14 protein-coding genes are annotated in these 18,432 nt (G+C 61.6%); 7 read left to right on the forward strand and 7 right to left on the reverse strand.

Features of this window, described 5'->3' with window-relative positions; all coding sequences use genetic code 11:
* Positions 1-37 precede the first annotated feature (37 nt).
* The 5 genes from MOV76_RS00405 (at position 38) to fba (ending at position 5,832) form a co-directional block, all read left to right on the forward strand.
* Complete coding sequence (locus MOV76_RS00405; RefSeq protein ID WP_247263550.1) at positions 38-1,552, forward strand: sugar ABC transporter ATP-binding protein; 1,515 nt, start codon at positions 38-40, stop codon at positions 1,550-1,552.
* Positions 1,545-2,573 (forward strand): ABC transporter permease, encoded by a 1,029-nt coding sequence (locus tag MOV76_RS00410; RefSeq protein WP_247263551.1) that lies wholly within the window; start codon positions 1,545-1,547, stop codon positions 2,571-2,573. Before MOV76_RS00405 ends, MOV76_RS00410 begins: the two co-directional genes overlap by 8 nt.
* Complete coding sequence (locus MOV76_RS00415; RefSeq protein WP_247263552.1) at positions 2,573-3,559, forward strand: ABC transporter permease; 987 nt, start codon at positions 2,573-2,575, stop codon at positions 3,557-3,559. The genes MOV76_RS00410 and MOV76_RS00415 overlap by 1 nt, the downstream gene beginning before the upstream one ends.
* 11 nt (positions 3,560-3,570) lie before the next feature.
* The gene (locus tag MOV76_RS00420; RefSeq protein WP_247263553.1) at positions 3,571-4,419 is read left to right on the forward strand and encodes a sugar phosphate isomerase/epimerase; all 849 of its coding nucleotides are present in this window, start codon (positions 3,571-3,573) and stop codon (positions 4,417-4,419) included.
* Between the two features lie 348 nt (positions 4,420-4,767).
* Entirely contained in the window at positions 4,768-5,832 is a 1,065-nt protein-coding gene (gene fba, locus MOV76_RS00425) for a class II fructose-bisphosphate aldolase (protein WP_247263554.1), read from the forward strand.
* 7 nt (positions 5,833-5,839) lie between these two features.
* Here fba and MOV76_RS00430 read toward each other — a convergent pair whose 3' ends face one another.
* The 7 genes from MOV76_RS00430 to MOV76_RS00460 all read right to left on the reverse strand — a co-directional run bounded on the left by MOV76_RS00430 (position 5,840) and on the right by MOV76_RS00460 (position 14,517).
* Positions 5,840-7,582 (reverse strand): glycerol-3-phosphate dehydrogenase/oxidase, encoded by a 1,743-nt coding sequence (locus tag MOV76_RS00430; protein WP_247263555.1) that lies wholly within the window; start codon positions 7,580-7,582, stop codon positions 5,840-5,842.
* Positions 7,583-7,625: 43 nt separating this feature from the next.
* On the reverse strand, positions 7,626-9,155 hold the full coding sequence (locus tag MOV76_RS00435; protein WP_247263556.1) for an FGGY-family carbohydrate kinase: 1,530 nt from the start codon (positions 9,153-9,155) through the stop codon (positions 7,626-7,628).
* 37 nt (positions 9,156-9,192) lie between these two features.
* A complete protein-coding gene (locus tag MOV76_RS00440) occupies positions 9,193-10,035 on the reverse strand; it encodes a DeoR/GlpR family DNA-binding transcription regulator (protein ID WP_018444795.1) in 843 nt (280 codons plus the stop codon).
* A gap of 150 nt (positions 10,036-10,185) precedes the next feature.
* A complete protein-coding gene (locus MOV76_RS00445) occupies positions 10,186-11,133 on the reverse strand; it encodes a D-ribose ABC transporter substrate-binding protein (protein ID WP_003550839.1) in 948 nt (315 codons plus the stop codon).
* Between the two features lie 111 nt (positions 11,134-11,244).
* Positions 11,245-12,297, reverse strand: coding sequence for an ABC transporter permease (locus MOV76_RS00450; RefSeq protein ID WP_018245678.1), 1,053 nt, complete (start codon positions 12,295-12,297; stop codon positions 11,245-11,247).
* A gap of 22 nt (positions 12,298-12,319) precedes the next feature.
* On the reverse strand, positions 12,320-13,864 hold the full coding sequence (locus MOV76_RS00455) for a sugar ABC transporter ATP-binding protein (RefSeq protein ID WP_130718956.1): 1,545 nt from the start codon (positions 13,862-13,864) through the stop codon (positions 12,320-12,322).
* Complete coding sequence (locus MOV76_RS00460) at positions 13,861-14,517, reverse strand: DUF2291 domain-containing protein (RefSeq protein WP_247263557.1); 657 nt, start codon at positions 14,515-14,517, stop codon at positions 13,861-13,863. Before MOV76_RS00460 ends, MOV76_RS00455 begins: the two co-directional genes overlap by 4 nt.
* Before the next feature lie 791 nt (positions 14,518-15,308).
* On the opposite strand from MOV76_RS00460, the gene MOV76_RS00465 reads away from it, so the two are divergent.
* Entirely contained in the window at positions 15,309-16,883 is a 1,575-nt protein-coding gene (locus MOV76_RS00465) for an FGGY-family carbohydrate kinase (protein WP_247263558.1), read from the forward strand.
* Positions 16,884-16,915: 32 nt separating this feature from the next.
* Positions 16,916-18,427, forward strand: coding sequence for a glycerol-3-phosphate dehydrogenase (locus tag MOV76_RS00470; RefSeq protein WP_247263559.1), 1,512 nt, complete (start codon positions 16,916-16,918; stop codon positions 18,425-18,427).
* Positions 18,428-18,432 lie beyond the last annotated feature (5 nt).

Below are 18,432 nucleotides of genomic sequence, written 5' to 3' on the forward strand. Positions count from 1 at the left end.
TGACCTTTCATGGCATTCGACTGGACAGGCAACCGGCATGAGCATGGCAACGGATGATGGTGTGAAGGTCCAGCCGCTCCTTTCGCTTCGCGGCATCAACATGACATTCGGCGGTGTGAAGGCGCTGAAAAACGTCTCCTTCGAAGTCCTGCCCGGCGAGGTGCATTGCTTGGCCGGCGAGAATGGTTCCGGCAAGAGCACCCTTATCAAGGTGATATCAGGCGTCTATCGGCCTGCAGACGGCGCCGAGATCGTCTTCGACGGTGAGACGATATCCCACATGACGCCAGGCATGGCCCAGTCCCGCGGCATCCAGATCATCTGGCAGGACCTCGCGCTCTTTCCGGAAATGAGCGTGGCGGAAAACATCGCCTTCCAGACCCTTTCCGGTTCGCGCCCGCGCTTCGTCAATTATGCCGCGATCCGCGGAACAGCCGAGGAGGCGCTCGCCCGGCTCGGCATCACCCTCGATGTCGACAGGCCTCTCAAGGACTTCGCCATCGCGCAGCGTCAGATCGTCGCCATCGCCCGCGCGCTGGTCGGAGAGGCCCGGATCGTCTTCATGGACGAGCCGACCGCCTCGCTCACCCAGTCTGAGACCGATCATCTGCTGCCGATCGTGCGCACCCTGTCGGCTTCAGGCGTTGCCGTGGTCTTCGTCAGCCATCGCCTTGCGGAAGTGCTGGAAATTTCCTCGCGCATCACGGTGCTGCGCGATGGTGCGCTGGTCGGGGTCTATCCGGTGGAGGGCATGACCCAGTCTAAGATCACCGAGCTGATGACCGGGCGCACCTTCGACCAGAATGTTCGCGCCCGCGACCTATCGCAGAAGCCGGTCCTGCTTTCTGTCAGCAAGCTTTCCCGGCCTGGCGAGTTCGAGGACATTTCCTTCGATCTGCGCCGCGGCGAGACCCTCGGGATCACCGGCCTGCTCGGCTCCGGGCGCACCGAACTCGCGCTCACGCTGTTCGGCATGCGCCGGCCCGCCGCCGGAACGATCGTGTTGGAGGGAAAGCCGGTGCGCTTTGCCTCCAACCGCGAGGCGATCACATCAGGCGTCGCCTATCTCTCCGAAGATCGCCTTTCGCTCGGTCTCAACCAGCCGCAATCCATCGCCGACAATCTGGTCATGGCCTCCCTCAACCGTATCCTGGGCCGCCGGCTCATCTCGCCGGAAAAGAAGCGCTCGCTGGTCGCACGCTGGATCGCCGATCTCGGCGTCAGGATCGGCAAGCAGGACGATGCGATCTCGACGCTTTCGGGCGGCAACCAGCAGCGCGTCGCGATCGCCAAATGGCTCGCCACCGATCCCAAGGTGCTGATCCTCGATGCGCCCACGGTCGGCGTCGATGTCGGCGCGCGCGCCGGCATCTTCGAAATCGTTGCACGCCTCGCCGAGGCGGGGCTGGCGATCATCCTGATTTCGGACGAGGTGCCGGAGGTCTATTTCAACGCCGATCGGATCATCCATATGGAAAAGGGCCGCATCGCCGGCTGGCATGATCCGCGCGCGACTACGCTGAAAGACCTGGAGGCGGCGGTCTATGCGTAAGCTGTTCCTGTCCCATACGACTGAATTCGTGCTGTTTGCCGTCATCATCGCGATGAGCATTGTCCTGGCTTTTATGACCGACCGTTTCTTCACGCTCGGCAATGTCTTCGACCTGCTCAATATCAGCGCGGTCAACATTATCTTTGCCGTTGGCCTGCTCGTGGTGCTGATATCAGGCGGGATCGACATCTCCTTCGCGGTCGCAGCCTCGATCGTGCAATATGTCACTGCACTTGCGCTCGAGAGGATCGGCGGGGGTGGATGGGTATCCGGCTTCCTGATTGCGGCCGGCATCGGCATCGTGCTCGGCGTGATCAACGCCTTCCTGATCCACCGCTTCCGCATCATCTCGATCGTCGCGACGATCGCGACCTTCAACGTCTATTTCGGCTTGCTGATGTTTTTCACCAAGGGGGTGTCGATCTACAATCTGCCCGACTGGCTGACGAGCCGCGTCATCATCTACGAGCGCGAAATGGCCGATGGGAGCTGGGCTGAGATCACCTTGCCGGTTGTGGTCATGGCCGTCTGCACGCTCGCCACATGGTTCTTCATTACCCGCACGACGACCGGCCGGCAGCTCTACGCCTTCGGCGACAATCCGGAAGGTGCGCGCCGCTTCGGCATCAATATCGGCGCCATGCAGTTCATCGCCTTCGGCTGGCTTGGGTTGATGGCAGGCATCGCCGGGCTCATGCAGGCGCATTATGCGCAGGAGGTCGTGCCGAACGCACTCTATGGCCGCGAACTCGACGTCCTGGCTGCCGTGGTGCTCGGTGGGGCGCGGCTGGGCGGCGGCAAGGGCTCGGTGCTCGGTTGCGTGCTGGGCGTACTGCTCGTCTCGATCACCCAGAACGGCCTCAACCTGATGGGCGTCTCGCCCTTCGCCTTCAAGATGATCGTCGGCGCGATCATCCTCGTTGCGATCACCTTGTCGAGCGCCCGCATCGGCAATCTGGTGCCGGTGTTTGCGACCCGGAAATCGACCGGTGACAGGCCTGCAGACAGGGGAGAGAACTGATGAACGCGCTCGCCGCCCGCTTCAACGCCATCTTCGGGGCCGACATGGCCGGTCCCCTCGCCGCGCTGGCGGCCGTGCTTGTCGTCTTCAGTTTCGCCTCGCCGCATTTCCTGACGGGCGCGACCTTCGGATCGGTCGCCTTTCAGCTTCCCGAGCTGGGCGTTCTGACGCTTGCCATGCTGATGCCGATCCTCACCGGCGGCCTCAACCTTGCGATCACCTTCACCGCCAACATCGCCGGCCTGACTCTCGCCTGGACGCTGCAGGCCAATGGCGGGATCGATGCCGGCCCGGGCGCCTTCCTGATCGGCTCGGCTCTGGCGGTTGCCGTCGGCGCCGCCAGCGGCCTGGTCATGGGCCTGGTCATCGCCTTTACCCGCGCCCATCCGATCCTCGTTTCGCTGTCGATGATGATCTTCCTACGCGGCCTCGGCGAGTTCCTGACGCGCGGCGGCGATATCTCGGGCTTCCCTACCTTCATCGCTCCGATCGGCCACGGCAGCATCCTCGGCATCCCGGTACCCTTGTTGATCCTGATCGCCTGCGTGATCGCCAGCCACATTCTGCTCTCGCGCTCCAAGCTCGGCTTTTCCACCTACATGATCGGCTCCAATATCGAGTCTGCCCGCTATTCCGGCATCAACACCCGCAAGGTTCTGGTGCTGGTCTACATGCTCTCCGGCGTGATGGCTGCGGTTGCCGGCATCATCATGCTTGCGCGCTTCAATTCGGTGCGCGTCGGCCACGGCGAGTCCTATCTGCTGATCACCGTGCTCGCCTGCTTTCTCGGCGGCATCAATCCTTTCGGCGGCTTCGGCCGCGTCCTGCCCGTCTTCGTGGCGCTCATCGTGCTGCAGCTTCTCTCTTCGGGGCTCAACCTGCTCGGCGCCAACCAGCACCTCACCACTGCCGTCTGGGGCATCCTGCTCATCGTCGTGATGGTGCTGCGGTGGTTCTCGGCCAAGTTCATCAGAATCGTGAAATAGGAGATACGACCATGGAAGGTTTCGGCGTTCACACCAGCATGTGGACCATGAACTGGGATCGCGCAGGTGCCGAAAAGGCGATTGCCGGAGCCGTGCACTACAAGATGGATTTCATCGAGATCGCGCTGCTGAACGCGCCTGCCGTCGATGCCAAACATACCCGCGCCCTGCTTGAAAAGAATAAGCTGCGCGCTGTCTGCTCGCTCGGCCTGCCGGAACATGCCTGGGCCTCGGTCCGCCCGGATGCCGCAATCGAGCACCTGAAGGTTGCGATCGAAAAGACTGCAGAAATGAACGCCGAGGCCCTGTCCGGCGTCATCTTCGGCGGCATCGGCGAGCGCACCGGCGTGCCACCGACGCAGGACGAATACGACAACATCGCCAAGGTGCTCGACGTAGCGGCAAAGCATGCTAGGAAGCACGGCATCCAGCTCGGCGTCGAGGCCGTGAACCGCTATGAGAACCACCTGATCAACTCGGCGCAGCAGGCCGTCGACATGGTGGAGCGCGTCGGCGCGGATAACATCTTCGTTCACCTCGACACCTACCACATGAATATCGAGGAAAAGGGTGCGGCAAATGGCATCCTGATCGCCCGCGATCACCTGAAGTACATCCATCTTTCGGAAAGCGACCGCGGCACACCGGGCTACGGCAACATCCCGTGGGATGCGATCTATGCCGCGCTCGCCGCAATCGGCTTCAAGGGCGGGCTTGCGATGGAAAGCTTCATCAACATGCCGCCTGAGGTCGCCTATGGCCTGGCCGTCTGGCGCCCCGTTGCACGCGATATGGAAGAGGTCATGGACAAGGGCCTGCCGTTCCTGCGCAATAAGGCGGAACAATACGGTCTCATCTGACCCCGTTTGCCGGATATTCCGAATTCCACTGGTGGCCGACTGCCATCAACGACAAGCCATAACCGCAGCGGCCGCACGGGTGTCTGGCTGAAGAGTTCTTGCCATCGCCGGCAAGGGGCGTGACGCCCGTCTCTTCAGCACAGGCACCGAATTTCATTCGGCTCCTGCATGCGAAATGACTCTTGAGAAATATCATACTGTTTGTGATATTGTTATTGATGCTTGTTACTTTCCTCCCCCTATGCCATTTTGCCTGTTAAAATAAGGCGCTTGAACGGCCCGCGCCCGGGCTCTAGTTTCAAAGAGATGGCGGCGTTTCGATCGACCATCGATATGGGGGAATCTTGGATGGCACGCATTACGCTGAGGCAACTGCTCGACCATGCTGCGGAGGAAGGCTACGGCGTTCCCGCTTTCAACATCAACAACATGGAGCAGGCGCTCGCCATCATGGAGGCCGCGGATGCGTGCCAGGCGCCGGTTATCATGCAGGCGTCGCGCGGAGCCCGCGCCTATGCCAATGACATCATGCTGAAGCACATGATGGATGCCGTCGTTGAAATCTATCCGCATATTCCAGTCTGCGTGCATCTCGATCACGGCAACGATCCCTCCAACTGCATGACGGCGATCCAGGCGGGCTTCACCTCGGTAATGATGGATGGTTCACTGAAGGCGGACGCCAAGACGCCCGCCGACTGGGCCTATAATGTCGGCGTCACCAAGATGGTGACTGACATGGCGCATTTCGGCGGCATCTCAGTGGAAGGCGAACTCGGTGTTCTCGGTTCTCTCGAGACCGGCATGGGCGAGGCCGAGGACGGCCACGGCGCCGAGGGCAAGCTTTCGCATGACCAGCTGCTGACCGACCCGGACGAAGCCGTGAAGTTCGTGCGCGAAACCAAGGTCGATGCGCTCGCCATCGCGATGGGCACATCGCATGGCGCCTACAAGTTCACCCGCAAGCCGGACGGTTCGGTACTGGCGATGAACGTCATCGAAGAAATTCACCGCAAGCTCCCGAACACACATCTCGTCATGCATGGCTCGTCCTCGGTCCCGATCGAACTGCAGGAGATCATCAACAAGTATGGCGGCCAGATGAAACCGACATGGGGAGTGCCGGTCGAGGAAATCCAGCGCGGCATCAAGAACGGCGTGCGCAAGGTCAACATCGACACCGACGGCAGAATGGCGATGACCGGCCAGATCCGCCGCGTGCTGCACGAAGATCCAAGCGAGTTCGATCCGCGCAAATATCTGAAGCCGGCGATGACGGCGCTGACCAAGCTCTGCAAGGAACGCTTCGAACAGTTCGGCACCGCCGGTATGGCCGGCCGCATCACGCCCCTTCCCGTTTCGGAAATGGCGAAGCGTTACAAGTCCGGTTCCCTCGATCCGGCTTTCTCCTGAAACTGGGTTAGCCCGAGGCCGGGCGTGGTGCCTTTTCCGGCTCGGCGGCAACCTTGCCTGTCAGTGCTTGGCCGTGGAAGCGGCCCAGCTGGCTGACAACGTCCTGGATTTCGCTTGCCGTTCGTTCGGCATTCCAATCGAGCGCTGCCCCGGCAACGCCGGCGATTTCCCGCAGGCCTTCCAGCGTCAACCGGCCCTCGATCGCAAGCGTCGTACGACGCATCACGATGTCCGACAGGTGGACGACGATTTCGTTCCGGGCGATCCAGTCGATCTCGCGGAGACTGTAACGCGGCGCACCCGCCAGGCGCTGCTCGTCGGTATAGCCTGAAGGAGAAGAAAGCAGGGCTGCGGCCGTCGTGCCGTAGCGGGCGAGCAGTTCGTCGGCACGCTCGGCGGCAACGCCGCTGCGTGATGCGGTATCCCTGATCCAGGCGCTACGTTGCTGGGCATCAGCCGGAAAGGCCTTGCCGCCGCCGATCGCCAGATAGCGTGTCGACTGGCTGCGGCTGCGCTGCAGCCGGGAGAGAACGGTGTCGGCGACCTCTTCCGCAAAGCCACGGAACGTCGTCCACTTGCCTCCGACCAGCGAAATGATCGGAAACGGTCTGCCGCTCTCTGGCTCCTTTACCGGCGCGGAGTGATCGCGGCTGATCAACCCCGGTGCTGCCGCATCTGACGCCGGCAGCGGACGGATGCCGCTATAGCTGTAGACGATCTGATCGCGATCGAAGCGGAGCGTCGGCAGCAGCGAGCGGACGCTTTCGAGAAAATACTCGGTTTCCGACTCCTCGCAGCGGACATTGTCCGGATCATCCGCCGGAATGTCGGTCGAACCAACAAGTGCCAGCCCGAGATAGTCGTAGACCAGGCAGATTCGGCCGTCGTCGGCCTCGAAATAGATCATGTGGCCGTTGAGGCTTCGCACCAGCTCGGGATGGTCAAGCAGGATATGGGAACCCTTGGTGCCGCCGATTAGGTGCGATGGGGCGCCGAGTAAATTGTTGACGTGATCGATCCAGGGACCTGCCGCATTGACGACCAGTTTGGGAGCAACGGTGACATCGCGACCATCGGGCTGCCGGAAGGTCAAATGCCCCTCTGAAACGGCCGCCAGTGTCGCGAAATTTGCCGCGAGGCTCCGCGCATTCGCATCGAGACCATCGCTCACGAGCTCATAGACGAGTCGCTCCGGCCTGCTGATCTTGGCATCGTAATAGATGCCGCCGGCGACGATGGCGGGGGTGACATGCGGCATTTCCTTGCGCGCCTGTTTCTTCAAGATCAGCCGGTGGCGCGGCATGACCTGGTCGCGTGAACCGAAAAAGTCATAGAGCCGAAGCCCGATCTTGATGAGAACCGCACCACGGCTGCGTGGCGCCGTCTTCGACCCGAAGAGCGTTCTGATCGCTGCCCAGATGCCGCGGGTCCAGGAAAAGACCGGAATGAAGGTCGGCAGCGGCTCGACGCAATGCGGCGCGTTCTTGAGCAGGAGGTTGCGCTCAAGCGTCGACTGCGCAACCAGTCCGAACTCACCCGTCTCCAGATATTTCAGGCCACCGTGAATGAGCCGCGATGGTGCGGCGCTCGTGCCGGAACCAAAGTCGGCCTTGTCGACGATCAGGCAATTGACTCCCTGTATCGAGAGGTCGCGGAACAGGCCGGCGCCGTTGATGCCCGCCCCGATGATCAAAACGTCGATATCGTTCTCGCCGAGATTCGAGAAGCGCTGCTGCAAATCGGGGGTCATGCTCGTCGTCCTAAATTGCCCGCCGCAGCAGGCATTTGTCTTTTCAGTTTGCCGATTGTTCCGGCGCAAGCTCGGCAATCCTAGGCCAAAGGGGGATCATCGCGTCGGCAATGTCGCGGAACACCTGGTAACGCTTTTCATAATCCGCGCTGCGCGCCGCATCCGGCCGGCAAGTCTTTGCGATGGCGGCCGTGTCGCGCGGATCGCTCTGCGGATCGGCGAAGACACCAGCACCCGACCCGGCACAAAGCGCAGCACCCCAGGCGGCCGCCTCATCCGTCTCGGTTACCGTGACCGGCATGCCAAGCACATCGGCAAACATCTGCACGACGGCAGGGTTGCGCGAGACGCCCCCGGCGAGCCGCGCCTGATCGAAGGCAAAGCCGTCGCGAAGCGCGTCGACATGGATGCGATGATTGAAAGCGATGCCCTCAAGCACGGCGCGCAGCATGTCGCCGCGGTCGTGCCATCCACCGAGCCCGAAGAAGCCGGCGCTGGCCGCCGCGCCATAGGGCGAGCCGAACAGATAGGGATGGAAGAGCGCCGTCGAGGGGCGCTCGAAGGCGGCATCGATCTCGGGCGCCAACAGGACGTGGATGGAGTTGCCTTGCGCCTCGCCACTCTTCCGTTCGGCAGCGCAGAGCGTGTCGAGAAACCAGTCGTAATTCGCTGTCGATGCCGGGGAGATCGACATGCTGTTCCAGATGCCGGGCGCAATCCCGTTGCGGCAGTACCAGCGCCGGTCGACACGCGGTTCCGACGAAAGCGTCTCGTTGATCGAATAGGTCCCGGCGATGACCGCGACAACGCCCTTGGCATAGCCCCCTGCCCCGAGCGCCGAGGCCGTGACGTCGTGCAGACCGGCAACGACAGGCGTTCCCTCCGCAAGGCCCGTCAGCTGCGCGGCTTCACGGGTCACGCGTCCGACGATCTGGTCGGAGCGCGAGGCTGGTGGCAAGGCGTCGACGAGATCCTGCAATCCAAACAGCCGCAGGGCGTCCTCACTGTAGTTCTGCGTCTTGACATTGGTGAAGGAGGTGCTGGCTTCGGTGCGGTCCGTACCGATGATCCCGGTCAGGCAGAACCGCAGCCAGTCCTTGCAGCTGATAAAATGGCCGATGCGCTTATAGCGCTCAGGCTCGATTTCGCGGATCCAGGCAAGCAATGCCGATGGCGCGGAGACGTGTGGGATCTGCCCCGTCAGTTCGATCGCCAGATCGGCGACATCGCTCTCCGTCCACCGGTCGACGATCGCCCCTGCCCGGCTGTCCAGCGAGAGAATGGCCCGGCCGAGCGGCTTCCGGGCGTGATCGAGCAGGTAGATGCCGTCTCCATGCGCGGTAGCGGCAATGCCCTCTATGTCGCTTGCCGGCCGCCCGCTGAGTGAAATCGCTTCGCGGATGGCATCGGCCGTCGCCTTCCACAATTCATCCATGTCGCGCTCGATATGGCGGGCCCTCGGTATGAACTGCGTCACGCGGCGCCGTGCGGCTGCAAGCGGCGTGCCGTCGATATCGAAGATGACTGCCTTGGTGACTGTCAAACCACTATCGATCCCGAGCAGTGTCGGCATTCACGTTTACCTCACGAGGGACAACCGGCCCGTGCCGTCAGGAGCGCCCTCCGGCGCCCTTGGCGATGACCACGTTGATATCTCTGGACCGCATGCGGTCGATGTGCACCGGCTGGGTCTTGTCGTCGACGATAACGACGTCGAACTCATCCAGTGCTGCGAAACTGTGGAGTGCACGCCGTTCGAACTTTGTATGATCGGCAAGCAGGATGCGTTTTACGGAACAGTCGAACATGGCGCGCTTGGTATCGACTGTTTCAGGGGACTGGTGCAGCACCGTGCCATCGCTGATCGCCGACATCGAGATGAACGCGACATCTGCCCTGAGTGCCTTGATCTCGTTGATTGTTATGCGACCCATGAAGGCATTGCACCAATTGTAATATTGGCCGCCGAGGGCGAGCAGCGTGACGTCGTGCAGGCCCGTCAGCGCATTCATCAACGTCAGGGAATTGGTAATTGCGGTGACCGGCACCTTCGAAGGCAGATGCGCCGCCATCTGAAGTACCGTGGTCGAGTCATCGAAAAAGATCGCTTGTCCCGGTTCGACGAATTGCATTGCCGCCTCGGCGATCAGCTTCTTTTCCACCGACTGGCGGTTCGAGCGATAGACGTCGCTGGATTCGATGAGATTGGTCGCCGCCGCAGTGACGATGCCGCGCGTCTTCCTGAAGAGGCCGCGGCTGACGAGCTCATCGACATCGCGGTGAGCCGTCATCAGGCTGATCCCAAAGCGGTCGGTCAGGTCTTCAATCCGCATCGAGCCTTCACCCATCACGGCCTCTGCAATCATGCGGCGGCGCGCGATCTGGCGCGTCTGCCGGCTGTCGCTGGTGAGCTGGTCCAACAGATCGTCGTCCCGGCTGGTCTTCTGTGTCACGGGTCACCCCTGTCGCTGAATTATGGATCCCAGCTTCGTACAGTGATTGCCGCGCCAAGGCAAAAAGGCGAAACGCAACCGGCGGTTGGACCGCAGGCCATCGCTTCCAGCATGAAAATGAGGGCGCTCTTGCGAGCGCCCTTTTACCGTTTACTGCGCCAGAACGAACGGGCCGGTGTACTTGTCGATGTTGTCCTTGGTGATCAACAGGCAATCGAAGAGCTGCTTTTCGCTCTTGGCACCCGTGTTACCCGTCTTGATCAGGTTGTCTGCCTGCTTGACGGCTTCTTCGGAGAAGACGGCAACCGGCTGGAGAACGGTGTATTGGAGTTCGCCCGCCTTGATGGCCGCAACGGCATCCGGAGAACCGTCGAAGCCGCCGACCTTCACATTGGCGAGCTTGCCGGCTTCCTTGAGTGCGGCGATCGCACCGAGCGCCATTTCGTCATTGCCCGAGATGACGCCGACGATATCCGGGTTGGCCTGCAGCATGGACTGCATCTTGTTGTGACCCTGGGTGCGGTCCCAGTTGGCAACTTCCTTGGCGACCTTCTTCAGATCCGGATACTGCGAAAGGACAGTCTCGTAGCCATTCGAACGCGTTGCCGCGTTGTTGTCGGACGGCGCGCCGAAGAGTTCGGCATAGTTGCCCTTGTCGCCGATCGCTTCGACCCATTGCTGTGCGCCGAGGGCGGCACCCTGTGCGTTGTTGGAAACAAGCTGCGCCTTGGCCAGGCCTTCCTGGTTGATCTCGGCGTTGACGAGGATGACCGGGATGCCGGCAGCAACGGCCTTCTTGACCGCACCGACGGAACCGTCGGCGTTTGCCGGGTCGAGGATGATCGCCACCGACTTGTTGGTGATCGCCGTATCGATCAGGTTGCTTTCGGTATTGGTGTCACCCTTGTGGGCGTTGACCGAGGCCGTGTAGCCCAGCTTTTCGGCGGTTGCCTTGGCGACATTGCCTTCTGTCAGCCAATAGGGATTCGACGGATCGTTGACGATGATCGTCATCATGCCCGCTGCCCAAGCGGAGCTTGCAAGAAGCGGTGCCACGGCCGCGGCGGCCAGAAGTATGCGCATGCCTTTCTTAAACATAGTCTCTCTCCCATTTGTGAGTTCAGTTATTGCCGGGGATCCGGCAGTGCTTTCCCCAATCGGCTTCGTGGACTCCAGCCTGCCGTCGTGGATAAGTTTCGGTCTCAGCCATCAGGACGATTTGACCCGGCGGCCGTATTGGATGCTGTTCATGAGGACGGCGAGAACGATCACAGCGCCGGTGAATACCGTCTGCCAGTAGGCCGAGACGCCGATGATCACGAGGCCGTCCGAAAGGAAGCCGATAACGAAGGCGCCGAGCATGGTGCCGCGAACCGTACCGCGGCCGCCGGTCAGCGCCGCGCCGCCGATGACCACGGCTGCGATCGCCGTCAGTTCGTAGGTTGTGCCTGCCGTCGGACCAGCAGAGGTCAGCTGCGAGGAGAGGACCAGGCCGGCGATCGCAGCACAGACGCCCGAAAGCACATAGACGATGATCTTCACGCGCTTGACCGGGACGCCGGAGAGGTCAGCGGCACGCTCGTTACCACCTGAGGCGTAGAGCCAGCGGCCGAAGGCCGTGCGGCTCAGCACGATGCCGCAAACGATGGCAAGAACCGCAAGCACGATGACCCCGATCGGAATGCCTGCGAGCCGGTTGAAGCCCAGCCAGTCGAAGCCGGTATTGCCGAGTTCCGGACGGCCGCCGAGATTGTTGTAGGTCAGGCCGTTGGTCATCAGGAGCGCGATACCGCGGGCCACGTAGAGCACGCCAAGTGAGGCGACGAAGGCCGGCACCTTGAGATAGGCGATCAGCACGCCGTTGACCGCACCGACCAGCGCACCGAGCGCACATGTGATGACGACGACGGCCCAGACCGGCGGATAGAGGATGACGCCGAGATAGGTGAGCGTGACCCCCTGCATCAGGAAACCGGCGATGCAGCCTGCAAGCCCGAGTGTCGAGCCGACCGACAGATCGATGCCGCCGTTCAGGATGACGAGCAGCATGCCGATCGCCAGAATGCCGAAGATCGCGACATGCGACGCCATGATCAGGAAGTTGTTCAGCGTGAAGTAATAGGGCGACAGGAACGAGAAGACCGCGATGATGACGATCAGCGCGAAGAAGGCCCGGCCTTCCAGGATGAGACGCACGATATTGGTATTGCGCTTCTGCCCGCTGGAAACTGATTTCTTCTCGGTGACGTTCGTGACTGACATAATCAGTGCTCCATAATCCAGGCTAGTGCGCGACCACGGCTTCGCCGGAGGCGGCCATGATCTTTTCCTTGGTGACATCCGAGCCGAACTCGGCCGATATCCTGCCGCGATGCATGACGATGATGCGGTGCGCGATACTCAGGCATTCATTGACTTCGGACGTCGAATAGATGACCGCCAATCCCTGCTTGGCGCGCTCCGCGAGCAACTTGAAAACTTCCGCCTTGGCGCCGATGTCGATGCCGCGGCTTGGCTCATCGAGCAGGATGACCTTCGGCTGGGTTGCCAGCATCTTGCCGATGACGACCTTCTGCTGGTTGCCGCCGGAGAGCGAGCCGATCGAAGCTGCACCGCCATCGGTTTTCACATGCACCCGCCGGATCGCGTCATTGACGAGATCGCGCTCCCGATGGCCGGAGGTGAAAAGCCCTTTGGTGAAGGCGCGGATACTCGCAAGCGACAGATTGGAGCCGACCGTCATCGTCTGGACGAGGCCGTCGCGCTGGCGATCTTCCGGCACAAGCACGAGACCGCTGGCAATGCGCCCGGCGATGCTGAGCCCACTGACGTCCTGTCCTTCGAGCAGAACCTGTCCGCCACTTGCGCGCAGACGTCCGGCAATGCATTCGAGCAGTTCCGTGCGCCCGGCGCCCATCAGCCCGTAGATGCAGACGATCTCACCGGCACGCACCTTGAGAGACAGACGATCGACCGCATTATAGGCAGCGCCGGAGGGACCGGGGACACTGAGGTTTTCGATGGAAAGCGAGACGTTTCCGAACGGGTGACCTTGCGGCGGGCTGCCAAGGTCGAAATTCTCGCCGACCATGTTGCGGACGATCCATTCGAGATCGATATCCTTGCGCTCGGCATAGGCCGTCATGTTTCCGTCGCGCAGAACGACGGCGTGATTGGTGATCTGTAGCGCCTCTTCCAGATGATGCGAGATGTAGACGATCGACACGCCGCGGCTCGTCAGGTCGTGGATGACTTTGAAGAGCACTTCCACCTCCGTCGCGCTCAGCGCCGAGGTCGGCTCGTCCATGATCAGGATGCGCGAATTGATGGAGAGTGCCCGCGCAATTTCGACGATCTGCTGCTGGCCGAGGCGAAGATCCTCGACGCGCGTCTGCGGATCGATGTCTTCCTCGAGCTCTTCCATGAGCGCCCGGGTCTGACGCTCCTCTTCAGCGAAGTCGACGACACCACCCTTGATGATCTCCCGGCCCATGAAAATATTGTCACGGACACTGAGATTGGGGGCGAGGCTGAGCTCCTGATGGATGATGGAGATCCCGCACTCGCGCGCATGGGTCGACGAGCTAAAGCTGATCGGCGAGCCGTCGAGAATGATCTCGCCGGAGCTTGGCTGCGCGACACCCGAAAGGATCTTCATCAAGGTCGACTTGCCCGCGCCGTTCTCTCCGAACAGCGTTGTGACCTGGCCGCGATGAATGTCGAAGTTCACTCCCTTGAGGGCATGAACGCTGCCGTAGGATTTTGCGATGTTGCGGGCTGCGAGGACGACCTCGCCTTTCGCCCCGTTGCTGCGTTGCGGCTGGCTCATTTGAGCTCGACCTTCACCGGCGTGACGAGCCAGTTCTTCGGGTTGATGAGCTTGAAGACGCCGACGACGGTCGCCTGCTTTCCGTCCAGAGCGTCAGGATCCAGGCCCGCAAAAACCGCCTTCTTCATCTCGTTATTGATGGCCGAGCCGGCATCCTGATACTGGATCTGGTTGGTAAACTGGCCGAATTCGATGGTGCCGGTTGCATCGCGGAGGTCCGTGCCGTTGACCGCAGGGCCGGTCTGGACACGGACCACCGTCTCGGGAGGCAACCCATCGATCTTCATTTCATTCGTGTTCGACTTGCGGGCGCCGAAAACGCCGGTCAGCGTGACGGGAATGACCGGTCCTGTGCTCGTCGCAGTGCCGTATTTCTCGGCCGCCGCCTTCTTGTCGGCGGCAATGGCGGCCGCGAGATCGGCGGCCGCAGCGGCCCGCTCCTCGACATTTGCCTTGATCTTCGGGAACTGCTCAGCGCCGAAGGTTTCCGGAGAGAACGCCTGCTGGCGGACATCGTTTTCGGAACCGATCTTGACGACCGTCGTATCGAACGCGATCGCTGCAACGACGATGACCGCCAACGCCACGCTGACAAGGAGCCCGCGATTGCCGCTGCTCGGCTTTGATGCTGCATAATCGGGCGAGGTACTCATGTCGGACGGCCTTTGGCTTGGAATAGCGAGATGGAGGGGCTAGCGCGATGATGATCGCAGGCGCGCTGAAGCATTGCGTCGCACCGGAACAGAAACCGGCGGGCCACCCGCAAGAGCGCAACTCTGGACGAAAATTCGCATTGGAAGCCTCCTCAACAAGACCGGCAGCTGTCTCCTCCAACCGCCTGGGCCTGCAAATTCTCCATCAGGAAGCGCACTTCCGTGATAGAAGTATGTTACTTATGCCGTAAATGATGTTATATATTTTATAAGCTGTCAACGGCACATTCACGCCACTTCGACTGAAATGCACGACCTCACATCTTGTTCATCGCGCTGCGGTGCAGCAAAAAGTGACGGCAAATGCAGACGCCTTCACACTTGTCATTCTACCGAAATATGGCAACAGGTACCTGTTTTTCATGCAAAATTTTACAGATCGAGCATTGCGCGCATGACCGTTTTCGATGCTGCGCGCCAATAGCCCGGCGGCGCGCAAGTAAGCTCCTTACTCTTCTATTTTAGATGAAAAAAATTACATCACTAGAAAAATCTTACTGGCGTTGTGGTATCTTTATGTTATGTTTTCGAGCGAAGTTTAGGGAGATTGCGGCTGCGCGCCGGATCTGGGATTTGCCAAAGGCGGCGCGCTTGCCGTTACCCGTGAAAGGGCCGACGTTGGCAGCCGGATGCATCATCCCAGAGAGTTTAGGGATCGGGAGGACTTCAGATGAAATTGTTGCGCGTATTGCCCGCCGCGGCGCTTGCGATGGTGGCGAGATAGGCCTGGGATGACATCGACCCAGACGATCATCATTGGCATAGATGCCGGCACCTCGGTCATCAAGGCTGTCGCCTTTGATCTGTCCGGACGCCAGATTGCCACCGCCTCCGTTCGCAACAGATACACCACCGGAGACGATGGCTCGGCAACGCAGTCGCTGGATCAGACCTGGCTCGATTGCGCCAGCGCGTTGCGGGGCCTCGGCGAAAAAGTCGCTGATCTCGCATCATGCACTGCAGCCATCGCCGTCACCGGACAGGGCGACGGCACCTGGCTCGTCGGCCGCGGCAATATGCCGGTCGCCGATGCCTGGCTGTGGCTCGACGCGCGCGCCGCGCCGACGGTCACGTCGCTTGCCGGCGGAACGCAGAACCGTGCCCGCTTCGAAGCGACAGGCACCGGTCTCAACACTTGCCAGCAGGGCGCGCAACTTGCCCATATGGACCGCTTCACGCCGGATCTTCTCGATCGGGCGGAGACGGCGCTGCACTGCAAGGACTGGCTCTATCTCAACCTCACGGGCGTGCGGGCGACCGATCCATCGGAGGCAAGCTTCACCTTCGGTAATTTCAGAACGCGCCAGTATGATGCAGTGGTGATCGATGCGCTCGGCCTTGACCACAGGCGCGGGCTCCTGCCCGAAATCATCGACGGCAGCGAGATCAGCCACCCGCTGACATCGGAAGCGGCAAAGGCCTGCGGGCTTCTTGCCGGAACGCCGGTCTGCCTCGGTTATGTCGACATGGTGATGACGGCGCTCGGTGCAGGCGTGCGCAGCGGCGCTCGCAACGCCGCCTGCTCGACGATCGGCTCGACCGGTGTGCACTTGCGCGCCAAGTCCGTTGCCGACGTTCAGCTCAATCGTGAGGGCACCGGCTATGTGATCGCCCTGCCCATTCCCGGCATCGTCACCCAGGTCCAGACGAATATGGGCGCCACGATCAACATCGACTGGATCCTTGAGGTCGCCGCCTATCTGATGGCCGAGGCAGGTAAGCCTACTTCGCATGCAGACCTCATTGCGCGCATCGACGGCTGGTTTGCAGAAAGCCGACCGGGGGCGGTGCTTTACCATCCCTATATTTCCGAAGCGGGCGAACGTGGGCCTTTCGTCAACGCCAATGCGCGCGCGGGCTTCACCGGGCTTTCGATGCGTCACGGCTTCCCCGATCTGCTGCGCAGCGTGGTCGAAGGGTTGGGGCTTGCCACCCGCGACTGCTACGCGGCGATGGGCGCGATGCCCGAAGAATTGCGGCTCACGGGCGGGGCAACACGCTCCCTCGCCCTTCGCCGTTCACTCTCGGCCGCCGTTAACGCACCGATCCGCCAGTCGCGCCGCGAGGAGACGGGGGCGGCCGGCGTGGCGATGATGGCCGCGGTGGCTGTCGGCGCCTATTCCAGCATGGACGATTGCATAGCCGACTGGGTGACGCCGCTGCTCGGCGATCCGGAGACACCGGATGCCAACGAGGTCCACCGGTTCGACCGGCTCTTTTCCGCCTATACCGATGTGCGCCAGGCAATGGCGCCCGCCTGGGACAAGCTTGCCGAAGCCGCAACGACGTCGCCGGTGGGCGCGTAATTCTGATGCAGCAGGCATCGAAGGAGCATGACATGACCGAACCCGAACTCCTGGATCTCTTCGTTATCGGCGGCGGCATCAACGGCGCGGGGATAGCACGCGATGCTTCGGGCCGCGGCCTGAAGGTTGTGCTGTGCGAAAAGGACGACCTGGCACAGGGAACTTCGTCGCGTTCGGGCAAGCTGGTGCATGGTGGTTTGCGCTACCTCGAATATTACGAATTTCGTCTGGTGCGTGAAGCGCTGATCGAGCGTGAAGTGCTGCTCAATGCCGCGCCGCATATCATCTGGCCGATGCGCTTCGTCCTGCCGCACAGCCCAGAGGATCGCCCGGCATGGCTCGTGCGGCTCGGCCTCTTCCTCTATGATCATCTCGGCGGCCGCAAGAAGCTGCCCGGGACCCGCACGCTCAACCTGCGCCGCGACCCGGAAGGCACGCCGATCCTCGATCAATACACGCGCGGCTTTGAATATTCCGATTGCTGGGTCGACGACGCCCGCCTCGTGACCTTGAATGCGTTGAGCGCAGCAGAAAACGGCGCTCTGGTGCTGACCCGCTCGCCGGCCGTGTCGGCCCGTCGCGAGAATGGCGGTTGGACCGTGGTCACGAAAAGCAACTCCACGGGAGAGACGCGAACCTTCCGTGCCAAATGTCTGGTGAACTGCGCCGGCCCCTGGGTGATGGACATCATCAATCGCGTCGCCGGCTCGAACTCCGGCCGCAACGTCCGCCTCGTCAAGGGCAGCCACATCATCGTGCCGAAGTTCTGGGCAGGTGCCAATGCCTATCTGGTGCAGAACCACGACAAACGCGTCATTTTCATCAATCCCTACGAGGGCGACAAGGCGCTGATCGGGACGACCGATATCGCTTACGAAGGCCGGGCCGAGGATGTTTCCGCCGACGAGACGGAGATCGAGTATCTGCTCAAGGCGGTCAATCGCTACTTCAAGGAAAAGCTGCGTCGCCACGATGTGCTGCACAGCTTCTCCGGCGTGCGCCCGCTGTTTGACGACGGCAAGGGCAACCCGTCGGCCGTTACCCGCGACTATGTCTTCGATCTCGACGAGACCGGCGGCGCTCCGCTGCTCAACGTCTTCGGCGGCAAGATCACCACATTCCGCGAACTCGCCGAGCGCGGCATGCAGCGGCTGAAGCACATCTTCCCGAACATGGGAGGCGACTGGACGGAGAAAGCGCCGCTGCCGGGCGGCGAAATTCCGAATGCCGACTACGAGAGCTTTGCCAACAGCCTGCGCGATATCTATCCCTGGATGCCGCGCAAGCTCGTGCATCACTACGGCCGTCTCTATGGCGCCCGCGCCAGGAATGTGGTTGCCGGCGCGACAGGCATGGAAGGGCTCGGGCGGCATTTCGGTGGACAGCTCTATGAGGCCGAGGCCCGCTATCTCGTCGCCACGGAATGGGCCGAAACGGCCGAGGACATCCTCTATCGCCGCACCAAACACTATCTCCATCTGAACGAAGCGGAGCGCGTGGCCTTTGGCGAGTGGTTTGCGTCAACCCGCCTTGCTGCCGCCTGAAGGAT

This window comes from Rhizobium sp. PRIMUS64 (assembly GCF_023006465.1).
Classification (GTDB): domain Bacteria; phylum Pseudomonadota; class Alphaproteobacteria; order Rhizobiales; family Rhizobiaceae; genus Rhizobium; species Rhizobium leguminosarum.